At 76.6% G+C, this 15,922-nt stretch carries 9 protein-coding genes; 6 read left to right on the top strand and 3 right to left on the bottom strand.

Annotated features, from left to right (window positions below; genetic code table 11):
- Positions 1 to 113: 113 nt before the first annotated feature.
- Genes meaB through NPS70_RS09500 form a run of 3 tightly spaced genes read right to left on the bottom strand, consistent with a single transcriptional unit; the run spans position 114 to position 5,242 of the window.
- Positions 114 to 1,145, bottom strand: a complete 1,032-nt coding sequence (meaB, locus tag NPS70_RS09510) for a methylmalonyl Co-A mutase-associated GTPase MeaB (RefSeq protein ID WP_256523651.1) — start codon at positions 1,143 to 1,145, stop codon at positions 114 to 116.
- A gap of 6 nt (positions 1,146 to 1,151) precedes the next feature.
- A complete protein-coding gene (scpA, locus tag NPS70_RS09505; RefSeq protein ID WP_256523649.1) occupies positions 1,152 to 3,359 on the bottom strand; it encodes a methylmalonyl-CoA mutase in 2,208 nt (735 codons plus the stop codon).
- Positions 3,359 to 5,242, bottom strand: a complete 1,884-nt coding sequence (locus NPS70_RS09500) for a methylmalonyl-CoA mutase family protein (protein ID WP_256523648.1) — start codon at positions 5,240 to 5,242, stop codon at positions 3,359 to 3,361. The genes scpA and NPS70_RS09500 overlap by 1 nt, the downstream gene beginning before the upstream one ends.
- A 271-nt stretch (positions 5,243 to 5,513) precedes the next feature.
- Here NPS70_RS09500 and NPS70_RS09495 point away from each other — a divergent pair, with 271 nt between their 5' ends.
- The 6 genes from NPS70_RS09495 (at position 5,514) to NPS70_RS09470 (ending at position 15,868) form a co-directional block, all read left to right on the top strand.
- Complete coding sequence (locus tag NPS70_RS09495; protein ID WP_256523717.1) at positions 5,514 to 5,738, top strand: DUF6458 family protein; 225 nt, start codon at positions 5,514 to 5,516, stop codon at positions 5,736 to 5,738.
- Between the two features lie 168 nt (positions 5,739 to 5,906).
- Complete coding sequence (locus tag NPS70_RS09490) at positions 5,907 to 7,769, top strand: transketolase (protein ID WP_256523647.1); 1,863 nt, start codon at positions 5,907 to 5,909, stop codon at positions 7,767 to 7,769.
- Positions 7,770 to 7,980: 211 nt separating this feature from the next.
- Positions 7,981 to 8,484 carry a DUF6328 family protein gene (locus NPS70_RS09485; RefSeq protein ID WP_256523716.1) on the top strand — a complete coding sequence of 168 codons (504 nt, stop codon included), beginning with the start codon at positions 7,981 to 7,983 and terminating at the stop codon, positions 8,482 to 8,484.
- A gap of 228 nt (positions 8,485 to 8,712) precedes the next feature.
- Entirely contained in the window at positions 8,713 to 9,318 is a 606-nt protein-coding gene (locus tag NPS70_RS09480) for an LAETG motif-containing sortase-dependent surface protein (RefSeq protein ID WP_256523646.1), read from the top strand.
- Positions 9,319 to 9,720: 402 nt separating this feature from the next.
- The gene (locus NPS70_RS09475; RefSeq protein ID WP_256523645.1) at positions 9,721 to 13,167 is read left to right on the top strand and encodes a phosphodiester glycosidase family protein; all 3,447 of its coding nucleotides are present in this window, start codon (positions 9,721 to 9,723) and stop codon (positions 13,165 to 13,167) included.
- 328 nt (positions 13,168 to 13,495) lie between these two features.
- The gene (locus NPS70_RS09470) at positions 13,496 to 15,868 is read left to right on the top strand and encodes a serine/threonine-protein kinase (RefSeq protein WP_256523644.1); all 2,373 of its coding nucleotides are present in this window, start codon (positions 13,496 to 13,498) and stop codon (positions 15,866 to 15,868) included.
- The last annotated feature ends 54 nt before the right edge of the window (positions 15,869 to 15,922 follow it).

Genomic DNA, 15,922 nt, shown 5'->3' with positions numbered 1-15,922 from the left:
CCGCGGGGACTCCCGCCCGCGGTGACCCCGGGTACCCGCGGCGGGCGCGCCGACACGCGGCAGCGGGGGAGCGGCAGGGCTCCGCCCGGGGCGCCCCGCGCGTGCCCGCCCCCTCAGTCCACCGGGCGGGCGAACGCCTCCAGGATCCGCTCCGCCGCCAGCGTGGCCGTGAGCCGGCCCTCGCGCACCTCGGTCTCCACCCGGGCGGCGACCTCCCGCACCTCCGGGTGCCGCCGCAGGCGGTCCATCAGGGTGTCGCGGACCATCGACCAGGTCCAGCCGACCTGCTGCTCCCGCCGCTTCGCGGCGAGCCGCCCGGTCGACTCCAGCAGGCCCCGGTGCTGCTCCAGCCGCTCCCACACGGTGTCGAGTCCGGTGCCCTCCTTGGCACTGCACGACAGCACGGGCGGGGTCCAGGCGGCCTCCGCCGCCCCGCCCTCCCCGGGCCCCGCCGAGGCGTGCCCGTGGGGGCGCATCAGGCGCAGCGCGCCCGCCAGCTCCCGTGCCGCGGCGCGGGCGTCGCGCTCGTGGGGACCGTCGGCCTTGTTGACGGCGATGACGTCGGCCAGCTCCAGCACGCCCTTCTTGATGCCCTGGAGCTGGTCGCCGGTCCGGGCGAGGCTGAGCAGCAGGAAGGAGTCCACCATGTCGGCGACCGCGGTCTCCGACTGGCCGACGCCGACCGTCTCCACCAGCACCACGTCGTAGCCCGCGGCCTCCATCACGATCATCGTCTCGCGGGTCGCCTTGGCCACCCCGCCGAGGGTGCCCGCGCTCGGCGACGGGCGCACGAAGGCGGCCGGGTCCACCGACAGGCGCTCCATCCGGGTCTTGTCCCCCAGGATCGAGCCGCCGGTCCGGGTGGACGACGGGTCCACCGCCAGCACCGCCACCCGGTGCCCGCGGCCGGTGAGCATCGTGCCCAGCGCGTCGATGAAGGTGGACTTGCCCACGCCGGGGACACCGCTGACACCCACCCGGCGGGCGTGGCCGCTGTGGGGCAGCAGCTCCGTCAGCAGCCGCTGCGCGAGCGGCCGGTGGTCGGGCCGGGTGGACTCCACCAGGGTGACGGCCCGGGCGGTGTACGCCCGGGAGCCCTCCCGCACGCCCTTCACATACGCATCGAGGTCGATCGTCGGCGGCATGGGTTCCTAGAGGTCGTGGCCGAGCGAGCGGGCGAGGGTGTGCACCAGGTCCCGCGCGGCGTCCGGGATCACCGTGCCCGGCGGGAAGACGGCCGCGGCGCCCGCGTCGTGCAGCGCCTGGACGTCCTGCGGGGGGATCACACCGCCGACGACGATCATGATGTCCTCGCGGCCCTCCGCCGCCAGCTCCTCGCGCAGCGCCGGCACCAGCGTCAGGTGCCCGGCGGCGAGCGAGGAGACGCCCACGATGTGCACGTCCGCCTCGACGGCCTGCCGCGCCACCTCGGCGGGCGTCTGGAACAGCGGGCCGACGTCCACGTCGAAGCCCAGGTCGGCGAAGGCGGTCGCGATCACCTTCTGGCCCCGGTCGTGCCCGTCCTGGCCCATCTTGGCGACCAGGATGCGCGGGCGGCGCCCCTCGGCCTCCTCGAAGGCGTCCACCAGGGCGCGGGTGCGGTCCACGGACGGCGACTCCCCTGCCTCGTTGCGGTACACACCGGAGATCGTACGGATCTGGCCGGCGTGCCGGCCGTACACCTGCTCCAGGGCGTCGGAGATCTCGCCCACGGTCGCCTTGGCGCGGGCCGCGTCCACGGCGAGCGCCAGCAGGTTCCCCTCCAGGGAGTCCCCCCGCGACGGCCCGTCCTGCGCGGCCCGCGTCAGCGCCGCCAGTGCCGCCCGGCAGGCCGCCTCGTCGCGCTCCGCCCGCAGCCGCCGCAGCTTCTCCACCTGCTGGGCGCGCACCTGCGAGTTCTCGACCTTGAGCACCTCGATCTGCTCGTCGGAGGCCACCCGGTACTTGTTGACGCCGATCACGGGCTGCCGGCCGGAGTCGATCCGCGCCTGGGTCCGCGCCGCCGCCTCCTCCACGCGCAGCTTCGGGATGCCCGCGTCGATCGCCGCGGCCATGCCGCCCGCCGCCTCGACCTCCTCGATGTGCTGCCAGGCCCGGCGGGCGAGGTCGCGGGTGAGCCGCTCCACGTAGGCGCTGCCGCCCCACGGGTCGATCACCCGGCCCGTCCCCGACTCCTGCTGCAGCAGCAGCTGGGTGTTGCGGGCGATGCGCGCCGAGAAGTCGGTCGGCAGCGCCAGCGCCTCGTCCAGGGCGTTGGTGTGCAGCGACTGGGTGTGGCCCTGCGTGGCCGCCATCGCCTCGACGCAGGTGCGGGTGACGTTGTTGAAGACGTCCTGCGCCGTCAGCGACCAGCCCGAGGTCTGCGAGTGGGTGCGCAGCGAGAGCGACTTGGGGTTCTTCGGGTCGAAGCCCTTCACCAGCTTGGCCCACAGCAGCCGGGCGGCGCGCAGCTTCGCGACCTCCATGAAGAAGTTCATGCCGATCGCCCAGAAGAACGACAGCCGCGGGGCGAACGCGTCCACGTCCAGCCCGGCCCCGATGCCCGCGCGCAGGTACTCCAGACCGTCCGCGAGGGTGTAGGCGAGCTCCAGGTCGGCCGTGGCACCGGCCTCCTGGATGTGGTAGCCGGAGATGGAGATCGAGTTGTACCGCGGCATCCGCTGCGAGGTGTACGCGAAGATGTCGGAGATGATCCGCATCGAGGGGCCGGGCGGGTAGATGTAGGTGTTGCGGACCATGAACTCCTTGAGGATGTCGTTCTGGATGGTCCCGGCCAGCTTCTCGGGCGGTACGCCCTGCTCCTCGGCGGCCACGATGTACAGCGCCAGCACGGGCAGCACCGCGCCGTTCATCGTCATCGACACGCTCATGCGGTCCAGCGGGATGCCGTCGAACAGCTGGCGCATGTCGTAGATCGAGTCGATCGCCACGCCCGCCATGCCGACGTCGCCGGTCACCCGGGGGTGGTCGCTGTCGTACCCGCGGTGGGTGGGCAGGTCGAAGGCGACCGACAGGCCCTTCTGCCCGGCCGCGAGGTTGCGCCGGTAGAAGGCGTTGGACTCCTCGGCGGTGGAGAACCCGGCGTACTGCCGGATGGTCCAGGGCTGGTTGACGTACATCGTCGGGTACGGCCCGCGCAGGAAGGGGGCGACGCCCGGGTAGGTCGCCAGGAAGTCGACGCCCTCCAGGTCCCGGTCGGTGTACAGCGGCTTGACCGGGATGCCCTCGGGCGTCTCCCACACCAGCTCGCCCGCGTCCTTGCCGGTGGACGCCTCCACGGCGGCCCGCCAGTCCCGCTCGGTCGCCCGGCCCGCCTCGGCGGGGCCCAGCTCGATCCCGGTGAAGTCAGGGATGCCCATCACGCCACTCCGATCCGGTCGAGGACGGAGCCCAGGACGGCGACCGCGTCACCGCCCGCGACGACGAACTCGTCGACCCCGGCCTTCTCGTACGTCTCCCGCAGCCCGCCGGGCCGCCCGGCGAGGAACACCCGCACCGCGCCGGCCGCCTTCAGCGCCTCGGCCACCCCGGCCGCGCCCTCCTCGTAGAGGGCGTCGCTGGAGCAGATGCAGGCGACCGCGGCGCCGCTGGCGGCGAACGCCTGCCCGGCCGCGGCCGCGTCCACGGACAACGGCTCCTGGACCGGCTCGATGCCGCCGGCCTGGAACAGGTTGGCCGCGAAGGTCACCCGGGCGGTGTGCGCGGCGGCCGGGCCCAGTGCGGCGAGGAAGACCTTCGGGCGGGCACCGGTCGCCGCCAGGTGGGCGTCGGAGCGGGCGCGCAGTTCCTCGAACCGCTCGTCCCGGCGGACCACGGGCAGCCCTCCGGCGGGACGCGCGGGCGCCGGGTCGCGCTCCACCGCCGCCTCGGACAGCAGCGGGAACTCGCTGACACCCGTCACCGGCTCCCGGCGGGTCGCCAGCCGCCGGCTGCGGGCCTCCCAGGTCGCGGCGATCCGCTCGCCGACCAGTCCGCCGCGGAGCGCGTCCGCCTGCCCGCCCGCACGCTCGATCTCCTGGAACCACGCCCAGGCGGCCCGGGCGACCTCATCCGTCAGCCGCTCCACGTACCAGGAGCCCCCCGCCGGGTCCACGACCCGGCCCAGGTGGGATTCCTCCAGCAGGATCGTGGAGGTGTTGCGCGCGATCCGGCGGGCGAAGGCGTCCGGCAGCCCGAGCGCGTGGTCGAAGGGGAGCACGGTGACCGCGTCCGCGCCGCCGACCCCGGCGGCCAGCGAGGCGACCGTCGTGCGCAGCATGTTCACCCACGGGTCGCGGCGGGACATCATCACCGGCGAGGTGACGGCGTGCTGCCGCTGCGCGGCCCCGCCGCCCGCCACGCCGGAGACCTCCGCGACCCGGGACCACAGCCGCCGCGCCGCGCGGAGCTTGGCGATGGTGAGGAACTGGTCGGCGGTCGCCGCGTAGCGGAACTCCAGCTGGCCCGCCGCGGCCGACGGCTCCAGCCCGGCCGCGGTCAGCTCACGCAGCCAGGCCACGCCCGTGGCCAGGGCGCAGCCGAGCTCCTGGGCCGTGCTCGCGCCCGCCTCGTGGTACGGCAGCGCGTCCACGGTGACCGCCCGCAGCTGCGGGTGGCGGGCGGCGCAGCGCGCGGCCAGCCCGGCCGCGGCGGCGACGCCCTCGGCCAGCGCCCCGTGGTCCCCGGTGCGGGCCGCGAGGCCGTAGGGGTCGGCGCCCAGGTTCCCGAGTGCCGCCTCCGGGGCGATCCCCCGCTCCCCGTACAGCGCCAGCAGCGCCTCCGCCGCCGCCTCGAACCGGGGCCCCGCGTCCAGGACGACCGGTGCGAGGTCCAGCAGGACGCCGTCCAGCGCCGTGCCGAGGGCCTCGACCGGCACGCCCGCGGAGCCGACCGTGAGCCAGAGCGAGGTCACGCCGCTCTCCAGGTCGGCGAGGACCGCCTCGTTGGTGCGCGCCGCGTCGGGGCGGTCGTGCCGCTGGCGCACGTCCCAGCCGGAGAGCGCGCCGCCCTCGGCCCTGCCGCCGCGCACGTAGGGGGCGAAGCCGGGCAGGCCGGGCGTCGCGGCACCGCTGCCGGCGGTGTAGAGGGGACGGGTGGTGATCCCGTCCTCGAGTGCCGTGGACAGGGCGTCCTCGGCGGCCGAACCCTGTGCGTCCTTGCCGGACTTGCGGAGGACGCCTTCCACGAGGCGCTGCCACTGCTCGTGCGTCGCATCCGGGAACTCGGCGGCCAGGGAGAACCCGTCATCGGGGAGGACCGTCATGCTCAGATGCTAGGCCAGCGCCACGAAGGAGCGGAGAGGACAGGGCTGTGACCTTGCCCTCTTCGGTCCGCACTTGATCCACCGCGCTGCGTGCACTATCCGGAAGTCCGTGGACATGACAGCAAGCCGGGGACATGCGGAGGCCCTCGCCGGGTAGCCGGGGGGCACGGCGCGCCGGGAACGACGGCGCTCCGGGAACGACCGGGTGCCGCTTGCGGGCAGGGCCTGCCGGGCGGCACGACGCACGCGGAGAAGGAAGCAGGTGGACCAGATGGGGATCGGCGGATGCATCATCCTGATCGCCGCGGGAGCCATACTCACGTTCGGCACGGACTGGCAGGTCGACGGGGTGAACCTCGACGTCGTCGGGATCATCCTGATGGCCGTGGGCCTGATCGGTGTGGCGACCTTCACCAGCATCGCCAAGCGGCGGCGGGTGCTGATGCCCCAGCAGGGCGCCGTGGTCGAGGAGCACCCCGACCGGCACCCCCGCTGACACCCGGCCTCCCCGGGCCCGGCGGCCCGGGGACGGCCCGACGAGGGCGGCCGGGGGTTTGAGGCCCCGGCCCGCGGGCACCCGGACACCGCCCACGGGCCGCGGCGCCCGCCCGCGGGACGACCGGCACCCCGCCCGCCGCGCGACACGAACCCGAGGAGCGCAGACATGCGAGCAACAGCGCCCCACGACGCACACCTGGCCCGGCTGGGACAGCAGCTGCGGGTCGACGCGGTACGCGCCGCGGACGCCGCCGGCTCCGGGCACCCCACCTCGGCCATGTCCGCCGCCGACATCGCCGCGGTGCTCCTCGCCCGCCACCTGCGGTACGACTTCGACCGGCCGGACCACCCCGGCAACGACCGGCTGATCCTCTCCAAGGGGCACGCCTCCCCGCTGCTCTACGCCATGTACAAGGCCGCGGGCGCCGTCGACGACGCCGAACTGCTCACCTTCCGCACCCGCGACAGCAGGCTGGAGGGCCACCCCACGCCCCGGCTGCCGTGGGTGGACGTGGCCACCGGTTCCCTGGGCCAGGGCCTGCCCGTCGGCGTCGGCATGGCCCTGGCGGGCAGGGAGCTGGACCAGATCCCCTACCGGGTCTGGGTCCTCTCGGGCGACGGCGAGATGGCCGAAGGCTCGGTCTGGGAGGCGGTGGAGCACGCGGGGCAGGAGCGGCTGGACAACCTCGTCCTGCTGATCGACGTGAACCGCCTCGGCCAGCGCGGACCCACCCGCTTCGGCAGGGACCTCGACGCCTACGCCCGCCGCCTGGAGGCCTTCGGCTGGCACACCCTGCGCGTCGACGGCCACGACACCGCCGCCGTGGACGCCGCACTCGCCGACGCCGACGCCACCGCCGGGCGCCCCACGGCCGTCATCGCCGGGACCGACAAGGGGCGCGGCGTGGCGGAGGTCCAGGACCGGGAGGGCCGGCACGGCAAGCCCCTGCCCGACGCGCAGGCGGCGGTGGCCGAACTCGGCGGACGCACCGACCTGCGCGTCGACGTCGCACCCCCGCCCGAGGTGCGCATCCGCCGCCGCCCGCCCGCACAGGAGCACCGGCCCCCCGTCTTCGACCGGGGCGAGCAGGCGGCCACGCGCGATGCCTACGGCCGCGCCCTGGCCGCGCTCGGAGCCGTACGCGGCGACGTCGTCGCCCTCGACGCGGAGGTGGGCGACTCCACGCGCACCGAGTTCTTCGCCACGGAGCACCCCGAGCGCGCCTTCCAGTTCCACATCGCCGAGCAGCAGCTCGTCGCCGCCGCCGTCGGCATGGCCTCCCGCGGCTGGAACCCCTTCGCCGCCACCTTCGCCGCCTTCCTCACCCGCGCCCACGACTTCATCCGGATGGCCGCCGTCAGCCATGCGCCGATCCGGCTGGTCGGATCGCACGCGGGCGTCTCCGTCGGCGAGGACGGCCCCTCCCAGATGGGCCTGGAGGACCTGGCCATGATGCGGGCCGTCCCCGGCAGCACCGTCCTCTACCCCTGCGACGCGCCCCAGACCGCACGGCTGGTCGCCGCCATGGCCGACGCACCGGGCGTCGCCTACCTGCGCACCACCCGCTCGGCCACCCCCGTCCTCTACGGCCCCGAGGACGCGTTCCCGATCGGCGGATCCCGCGTGCTGCGCTCCTCGGATCGCGACCGCGCCTGCATCGTGGCCGCCGGCGTGACCGTCCACGAGGCGCTCGGAGCCGCCCGCCTGCTGGACCGCGAGGGCATCGCCGTGCGCGTCGTCGACGCCTACTCGGTGAAGCCCGTCGACGCCCGCACGCTCCAGCAGGCGGCCGACGACACCGGTTGCCTGCTCACCGCCGAGGACCACCGGCCGCAGGGCGGCCTCGGCGACGCCGTGGCCGAGGTCTTCTCCGACGGCCGGCCCGCGCCCCGGCTGGTGCGCCTCGGGGTGCGCGGCGTCCCGGCGTCGGCGACCGGGGCCGAGCAGCGGCACGCCGTCGGGATCGACGCCGAGTCGATCGCCGCCGCCGTGCGGCTGCTCGTCGCGGAGGCGATGGTGAGTCCATGACCGGCGCCGCGACCGGGGCCCGGGCGGCACCGCCCGGGCCCGGCGCCGCCCCGCGGGACGGCCCGCCGGGGGACCAGGCGCGGGAGGTGGCGCGGTGACACAGGACGGCGGCCCCCCGGAGGGCGCCCGCCCGGAGCCGCCCGGGCGGGGCGGCGGACCTGCCCGCACGGGCCCCGCGCACGAGGGCGCCTCGCCCGCCCGGGATGCCGACGTGGAACGCGGCCCGCACGGGGCCGGACCACGCGGCCGCCACGAGACCGAGGAGGAGCGGGCGGACCGCCGCTGGATCGACCTCCTGCAGGAGCTGCGCGTCGCCCAGACGGGCGTGCAGATCCTCTTCGGCTTCCTGCTCACCGTGGCCTTTCAGCCACGCTTCTCCGAACTCTCCGGCACGGACCGGGCCATCTACACCGTTACCGTGCTGCTCGGAGCGGCCACCACGGGCGCCCTGGTCGCCCCCGTCGCCCTCCACCGCACGGTCACGGGCCGCCGTCTGAAGCCGCAGACGGTGGACTGGGCCTCCCGCCTGACCGTCGTCGCGCTCCTGCTGCTCCTGTGCACGATGGCGTGCGCACTGCTGCTGATCCTGCGCGTCGCCGTGGCCGACGCGGACGCGCTGTGGCTGGTCGGGGCCATGGTCGCCTGGTTCGTCCTGTGCTGGTTCGTGCTGCCGCTGTGGCTGCGGGCGCGGGAGCGCGGCGACCGGGACACCTGAGCCCCGCAGCGGCGGGCGGGCGGACGAGGCGCCGGAGGGCCCCGAGCCGGGCCACCGCGACGGCGCGGAACGGGGGTGCGCGGTGCCCCGGTCGGGCCCGTGGGCGCATGACGTGAAATCAGCCGTCGTCCCCCCGGGAATGTTTGGGGCGGATGCTTTATCTCCCCCGTACGGCGGTAGGGTGCGCGGACCGCCAGCAGTGGTGGCGTGTCTTCGTGGAGGATCCAAGTGAGAGAGAAGAACAGGGCGTTGCGGCGCTCGGCGGCCCTCGTCGCCGCGGCCGCGGCCGGTGCCCTCGGCGTCGGCCTGACGGCCGTGCCCGCCGCGGCCCACACCCCGACGTGGTCGGTCACCTGCGAGCAGGTGGACATCAAGCTGACCAACTACGGCAACCGCACCGAGAACACGGTGACGGTCACGGTGGACGGCAAGGACCTGCTGCCGACCGAGACCTTCGCCAACGACTTCGAGCGCGTGCTCGAACTGCCCGAGCACGACAAGGAGGTGGTGGTCCGCCTCGTCGTCGTGGCCCAGGACGGCGATCAGTTCTCGCGCGACGAGACCAAGACCGCACCGGTCTGCGAGGAGCCCACCCCCAGCCCGAGCGAGCCCACGCCGTCGCCGAGCGAGTCCAGCCCGGCGCCCAGCGCGACACCGAGCGAGACCCCGGGCACCGAGGCCCCCACCCCGGCGCCGAGCCCCTCGGAGCCCGGCCTGGCCGAGACCGGCTCCTCCAGCTCCACCCCGCTGATCGCGGGCGCTGCGGCCGTGGTCGTCGCCGCCGGCGCCGGCATCATGTGGGCCTCCCGCAGGCGCCGCAGCACCCAGGGCTGACCACAGCGCCTCCCCGCTCCTCCCGCCGCGGCGCAGAGGCGGAGCGGGACGAGCGGCCGGGCCGTCACGGCCCGGCCGCCTCCCTCCGCCAGGGCACGGCCCGGCCGAGGCCCGGTGCAGCCGCGCGCCACCACCACCGCCGCCGCCCGTGCACCGGGCGCGCGGACCCCGCCGCTGCGTCGTCGGGCGGAACCGCCGCCCCGGCCCCGGCGTGTGCCCCCGCTCCCGGCGCCCGAGCCCGCCAGGATGCCAGAGCGTCCGCACGCCGACGGCGGCAGCCGCCCCCACCGGCGCCGTCCGCCCCCGGCGCGCCGGGACACTGTCCCGGCAGCGCGATCCACGTCCTCAACCGGCCTATCCACGGGAGACGTTGTGGGCTCTGGCAGAGCAAGGCGCATCCTCGTGCCGCTCGTGGTCCTGTCCGCCCTGGCCTCGGGGGCCGCCACCCCCGCCTCGGCCTTCACCCCCGAACCGACCCCGCCCGCCGCCGCCCGCCCCCTCGGCCCGCCCCCCGTCCCGGCCGGCGGCACCCCCGCAGCGGTCGCGGAACCCGGGGGGGTGCAGACGGCGCGCACGGTCCGCCCCGTCGCCCCCGGAATCCGCCTCACCTCCTACGACCGCTACGAGGCCACCGCCTGGCTGCGGGTGGACGAACTCACCGTCGACCTCGGCGCGGGCACCGTGCGGGCCGACTACCTCTCCTCCGGCCTGGTCGCCGAGCGCACCACCCTCGGCGAACTCGCCGCCCGCCACGACCCCGGCCCCGGGCGGCGCACCGTGGCCGCGTTCAACGGGGACTTCTTCGACATCACGGGGACGGGCGCGCCGCTCGGCCCGGGCATCCGCGACGGCCGGGCCACGCACTCGCCGGCCACCGGCGCACACCGCGCGGCCGGGTTCGGGCCCGGCGGCGCCGGACGGGTCCTGGAGCTGTACTTCGAGGGCACGCTCACCCTGCCCGACGGATCCGCCCACCCTCTGGCGGCCTACAACGCGGCCGACGTGCCCCCCGGAGGGATCGGCGCCTACACCCCGGCCTGGGGCACCGCGGACCGGGCACTCACCGTCGACGGGGCCCCGGCCTCCGAGGCCGTCGTCCGCGGCGGCAGGGTCGTCTCCGTGCACGAGGGCACGGGCGGCGGCCCCGTCCCGGCCGGGACCACGGTCCTGACCGGGCGGGAGGCCGGCGCCGCCGTCCTGCGGGCGCTGCGCCCCGGCGACCCGGTGGCGGTGGCCTTCCGGCCGCGCACCGGCGGCGGGCCGCTGCCCCGCACCGCCGTCGGCGGACGGGAACTGCTGGTCGTCGACGGCGTCGCGCAGAACCACGACGGCGCGGGCAACAACGTCCCCGCGCCGCGCACCGCCGTCGGCTTCTCCGCGGACGGCCGCCGGATGCACGTCCTCACCGTCGACGGCAGACAGGCCGACAGCGGCGGCGTCACCCTCACCGAACTCGGCCGGATGATGCGCGCGGCGGGTGCCCGCAACGCGCTCAACCTCGACGGCGGCGGCTCCTCCACACTCCTGGCACGGCTGCCCGGCAGCGACGCGCTGCCCGTCGAGAACAGCCCCTCCGACGGAGCCGAGCGGCCCGTCCCGAACGGCCTGGCCCTCACCGCCCCCGACGGCAGCGGCCGCCTGCACGGCTTCCGGGTGGCCACCGCGACCCCGGCGGACACCGCCCCGACCTCCGGCCCGGTCCGCGGGGGCCGTCCGGAGCGGGTGTTCCCCGGGCTGACCCGTGCGCTCACCGCCGCCGGGTACGACGAGACCTACGGCCCCGCGGAGGGAACCCCGCGCTGGCGCACCCGCGACCCCCGGGTCGGACGCGTCGACGCGGACGGCGTCTTCCACGCCCTGCGCACCGGCGCCACCGAGGTCCGCGCCGAACTCGGTCCCGCCCGGGGCAGCCTCCGCCTGGCCGTCCTCGGGCCGCTCGCCCGGATCACCCCCACCGTCCGGCGCCTCGGCCTCGCCGGTGCCCCGGCCTCGGGCGCCTTCGGCCTCGTCGGCCACGACGCCCAGGGCAACAGCGCCCCCGTGGAACCGGCCGACGTCCGGCTGGAGTACGACCGCGCCCTGTTCGACGTGCGCCCCGACGGGCAGGGCTCGTTCACCGTCACGGCCCGCGCGGGTGCCGGCACCTCCGGCACCGTCACCGCCCGGGCCGGCGGCCGCACCGCCGTCGTCGGCGTCGCCGTCGGCCTCGCCGAACGGTCCGTCAGCACCTGCGACGACGCCGCCGACTGGACGTTCAGCCAGGCGCGCGCCACCGGTTCGGTCACCGCCACGCCCCACGGGCACCAGGGCACCGGCCTGGAACTCGCCTACGACTTCACCCGGTCGACCGCCACCCGTGCCGCCTACGCCTCGCCTCCCTCCCCCCTGCCGCTGCCCGGACACCCCGGATGGCTCGGCCTGTGGATCCGCGGCGACGGCCGCGGCGCCTGGCCCACCCTCCACCTCAGGGACGCCACCGGCACCGACCACCTGCTGCGCGGGCCGCACATCACCTGGAACGGCTGGCGGCGGGTGTCCTTCGACGTCCCCGCCGCGGCGGCCGCCCCGCTCACCGTGCACCGCTTCTACCTGGCCGAGACCTCAGCCGCCAGGCAGTACACCGGCAGCGTCGCCGTCGACGGCCTCGACGCCCTGGTGCCCCCTGCCGTCGAGCTGCCAGACCCGCCCCGTGTCACCGACCCGCTCATCGCCGGGCCGGCGGCCACCGCCGCACGCGACTGGCGCTTCGCCGTGATGTCCGACGCCCAGTTCGTCGCCCGGGACCCCGACGGCCCCCTGGTACGCCAGGCGCGGCGCACGCTGCGCGAGATCAGGGCCGCGGGCCCCGACCTCCTCGTCGTCGCCGGAGACCTCGTCGACGAGGGCAGCCCCGCGGACCTGGCCCTCGCCCGCCGGGTGCTCACCGAGGAACTCGGCGACGGCCTCCCCTGGACGTACGTCCCCGGCAACCACGAGGTCATGGGCGGCAGCATCGAGGCCTTCACCGCCGAGTTCGGTCCCGCGCACCGGGTGTTCGACCACCGGGGCACCCGCTTCATCACCCTGGACACCTCCTCTCTCACCCTGCGCGGGGGAGGACTGGAACAGGTCCGCAACTTCCGCGACCGGCTCGACGAGGCCGCCGGGGACCCGGACGTCTCCTCCGTGGTCGTCGTCCAGCACGTCCCCCCGAGGGACCCCGCGCCCCAGCAGGCCAGCCGGCTGGCCGACCGCAAGGAGGCCGCCATGGTCGAGGACTGGCTCTCCGCCTTCCGGCGCACCACCGGCAAGGGCGCCGCCCTGGTGGGCGCCCACGCCGGGGTCTTCCACGCCTCCCGTGTCGAGGGGGTCCCCTACCTGGTGAACGGCAACTCCGCCAAGAGCCCGGCCGGCCCCGCGGAAGCGGGCGGGTTCACCGGCTGGTCGCTGGTGGGCGTCGACCGGGTCGACCGGGACGAGCAGGCCGCGGTACGGCGTGCCCCGTGGGGCCCCGGGCCGGACTGGATCTCCGTGCAGACCCGCCCCCGCACCGACGCCCTGGAACTGGCGGCCCCCGCAGTGCTGCGCACGGGCGAGGCCGCACCGGTCCGCGCGGAGATCGTCCAGGCGGGCCGCAGGGTCCCGGTCGCCTGGCCCGTCGGCGCCGACTGGACCGGATCGCCCCGCCTGCACATCGGGAGTCCCGAGGGTGCCCGGCCGCGCCACACGGCCGCCTACGATCCGGCCACCGGGCTGCTCACGGCCCTGCGACCGGGCACCGTCCGCCTCGCCGTCACCGCGGGCGGCACCACCGCCACCGCGGAACTCACCGTGGAGCGCGCCGCCCCGGCCGCCCGAAACGCCGCGTGACGGCACCCGGCCCCCGCGGGGGCCCGGGGGCGCGGGGCCCCCGCGCAGCGGGGCCGGGGAGGAGCCGGCACACCGTCAGGGCGGCCCGGGTGCGCGGAGGAGCCCCGCGACCCCGCCGCCTCCCGAGGCGGGGCACCGCAGGACGCCGGGAGGCGGCGGCCGGGCCGGGCCCCTCCCGTCCCGTGGGCCGCGCAGGAAGTCACATTCCGAATGCGATGGCGCGCCGCCCCTCCACCTGCGGCCCCACCCCGTACAAACTGCGAGGACAGGCCGCCATACTGGACGGCCAGGGGAGGGCGAGCAACGACGACGGGGGCGACTTCACGAGATGGCGGAGACCAGGCTGATCCATGGCCGGTACCGGCTGCTCGAACGCATCGGGCGCGGCGGCATGGGCGAGGTGTGGCGTGCACACGATGAGTCCTTGGGCCGTCGTGTCGCCGTCAAGTGCCTGAAGCCGCTGGGCACGCAACCCGACCGCCCCCTCGCCGACGCGCTCAAGGAGCGCTTCCGCCGCGAGGCCCGCGTCGCCGCCGCCCTCCAGCACCGCGGGGTCACCGTCGTCCACGACTTCGGGGACGACGACGGGGTGCTCTACCTCGTGATGGAACTCCTCGACGGCCGCAACCTCAGCCAGCTGCTGGAGGCGGGCCGGCAGGCGCCGCTGCCCGTCACGGACGTCGTCGACATCGCCGACCAGGTCGCCGACGCCCTCGCCTACACCCACGACCAGGGCATCGTCCACCGGGACCTGAAGCCCGCCAACATCATGCGGCTCACCGGCGGCGCCGTGAAGATCTGCGACTTCGGCATCGCACGCCTCGGCGCGGACATCGGCTTCAGCTCCCGTGTCACCGGTACCGGCATCGCCATGGGCACCCCCCACTACATGTCGCCGGAGCAGATCGGCGCCGGTGCCGTCGACCACCGCAGCGACCTGTACTCGCTCGGCTGCGTCCTGTACGAGCTGGCCACCGGGGCGCCCCCCTTCGACCACGACGACACCTGGGCCGTCCTCGTCGGCCACCGCGACACCGCTCCGGCCCCCCTGCGCCAGGTCCGGTCCGAGATCCCCGAGTTCCTGGAACGGGCCGTGCTGTCGCTCCTGGCCAAGGCCCCCGAGGACCGGCCCGCCGACGCGGGCGAACTGCTGCGCAGCCTGCGCCTCGCCGCGGGCGCGCCGACGGCGCACCCCCACCCGCTCGGCGGCACCACCGTCCTCCAGCGCCCCCACCCCGCCGGAGCCGCCACCGCGCCGTCGCGCCTCCACGCTCCCGCGCTCCCGGCACTGCCGCTCTGGGCGCGCCGCATGGGCCCCGGGCCGAAGGCCGGCACCCGCCCCGGTACGTCCGGGCCGGGGCGGCCCTCGCCGCTCACCGCGGTCTGGACCCGCCCGCCCGCCCTCGGGCGCGTCCCCGACCAGCCGGGGCCCGCCACCCCCGACGGCTCGGCCCTCCCGCCCGCCCCCGCCGCCCGGGAGCAGTCCGCGCCGCCGTCCGGAAGCACCGTCGGTCCCGGCCCGCGCGGGCACCACCCCGGCACCCTCCCGGTCCCCGCGAGCCCGGCCGCCTCGGCCGACCGCCACGCGGCCGCCCTGCACCTGGGCCGCCAGGGGCGCTGGGAGGAGGCCGCGGAGGCGCACCTCTCCGTGGCGGCCGAGCGCGCCGCCCTGCTGGGCGCCGAGCACCCCGACACCCTCGCCAGCCGCTTCGAGGCGGCCGTCGGCCTCGGCCGCGGCGGGCGCGCCGCCGAGGCGCTGGCCCTCCACGCCGAGGTCGCCGCGGCGCGCGAGCGGAGGCTCGGTGCGGACCACCCCGACACCCTGGCGGCCCGGCAGGAGACCGCCTACGTCCTCGGCCAGCTGGGCCGCCACCCGGAGGCCCACCGGCTCTACGCCCGGGTGCTCGCGGCCCGGGAGCGCACGCTCGGCACCGAGCACCCCGACACCCTGCGCTGCCGGCACAACCTGGCCTTCAGCCTGGGGCGCCTGGGCCGCCTGGAGGAGTCCTACCTCGCGGCCGACGAGGTCGCCGCGGCCCGTACGCGCGTCCTGGGCGCGGCGCACCCCGACACCCTGGTCACCCGGTACGAGGTCGCCCACGCGCTCGGCCGCCTCGGCCGCTGGGACGAGGCACTGGGCACCTACCGCGAGGTCGCCGCCGCCCGGGCCCGGGCGCTCGGCCCGGACCACCCCGACACCCTCGCCGCCCGCTACGAGGCAGGGATCAGCCTCGGGCGGCTCGGGCGCAGCGCCGAGGCGCTCGACGCCTACCGGGCCCTCGTCGCCGACCGCACGCGGGTCAACGGGGCGGCCCACCCCGAGACGCTGCGGGCCCGGCACACGTTCGGAGTGAACCTCGGCCGCCTCGCGCGCTGGGAGGAGGCCCTGGCCGAGGCGCGCGAGGTGTGCGCGCTGCGCGAGCGGGTGCTGGGGCCCGACCACCCGGACACGCTGATCAGCCGCCGCGAGGTGGCCGTGGGCCTGGGCTGGCTGGGCCGCTGGCACGAGGCGCACGCCGTCTACCGGGCGGTGTCCGGTGACCGGGAGCGGGTCCTGGGCGCCGGCCACCCCGACACCCTCGCCAGCCGCAACGACGAGGCCCACTGCCTCGAACAGCTCGGACGGAGCGCGGAGGCCGCCGAGGTCTACCGGACGGTGGCCGCCCTGCGCGGAGCGCCTTCCGGACCCGCGGCCCGCTGACCCCGGCCCGCGCCCGGCTCCGCTGACCCCGCCCCGCCCCGCGCCGTGCCCGGT

Source organism: Streptomyces sp. C10-9-1 (assembly GCF_024497955.1).
Classification (GTDB): Bacteria; Actinomycetota; Actinomycetes; order Streptomycetales; family Streptomycetaceae; genus Streptomyces; species Streptomyces sanyensis.
This window is presented reverse-complemented; position numbering and strand designations above follow the sequence as displayed.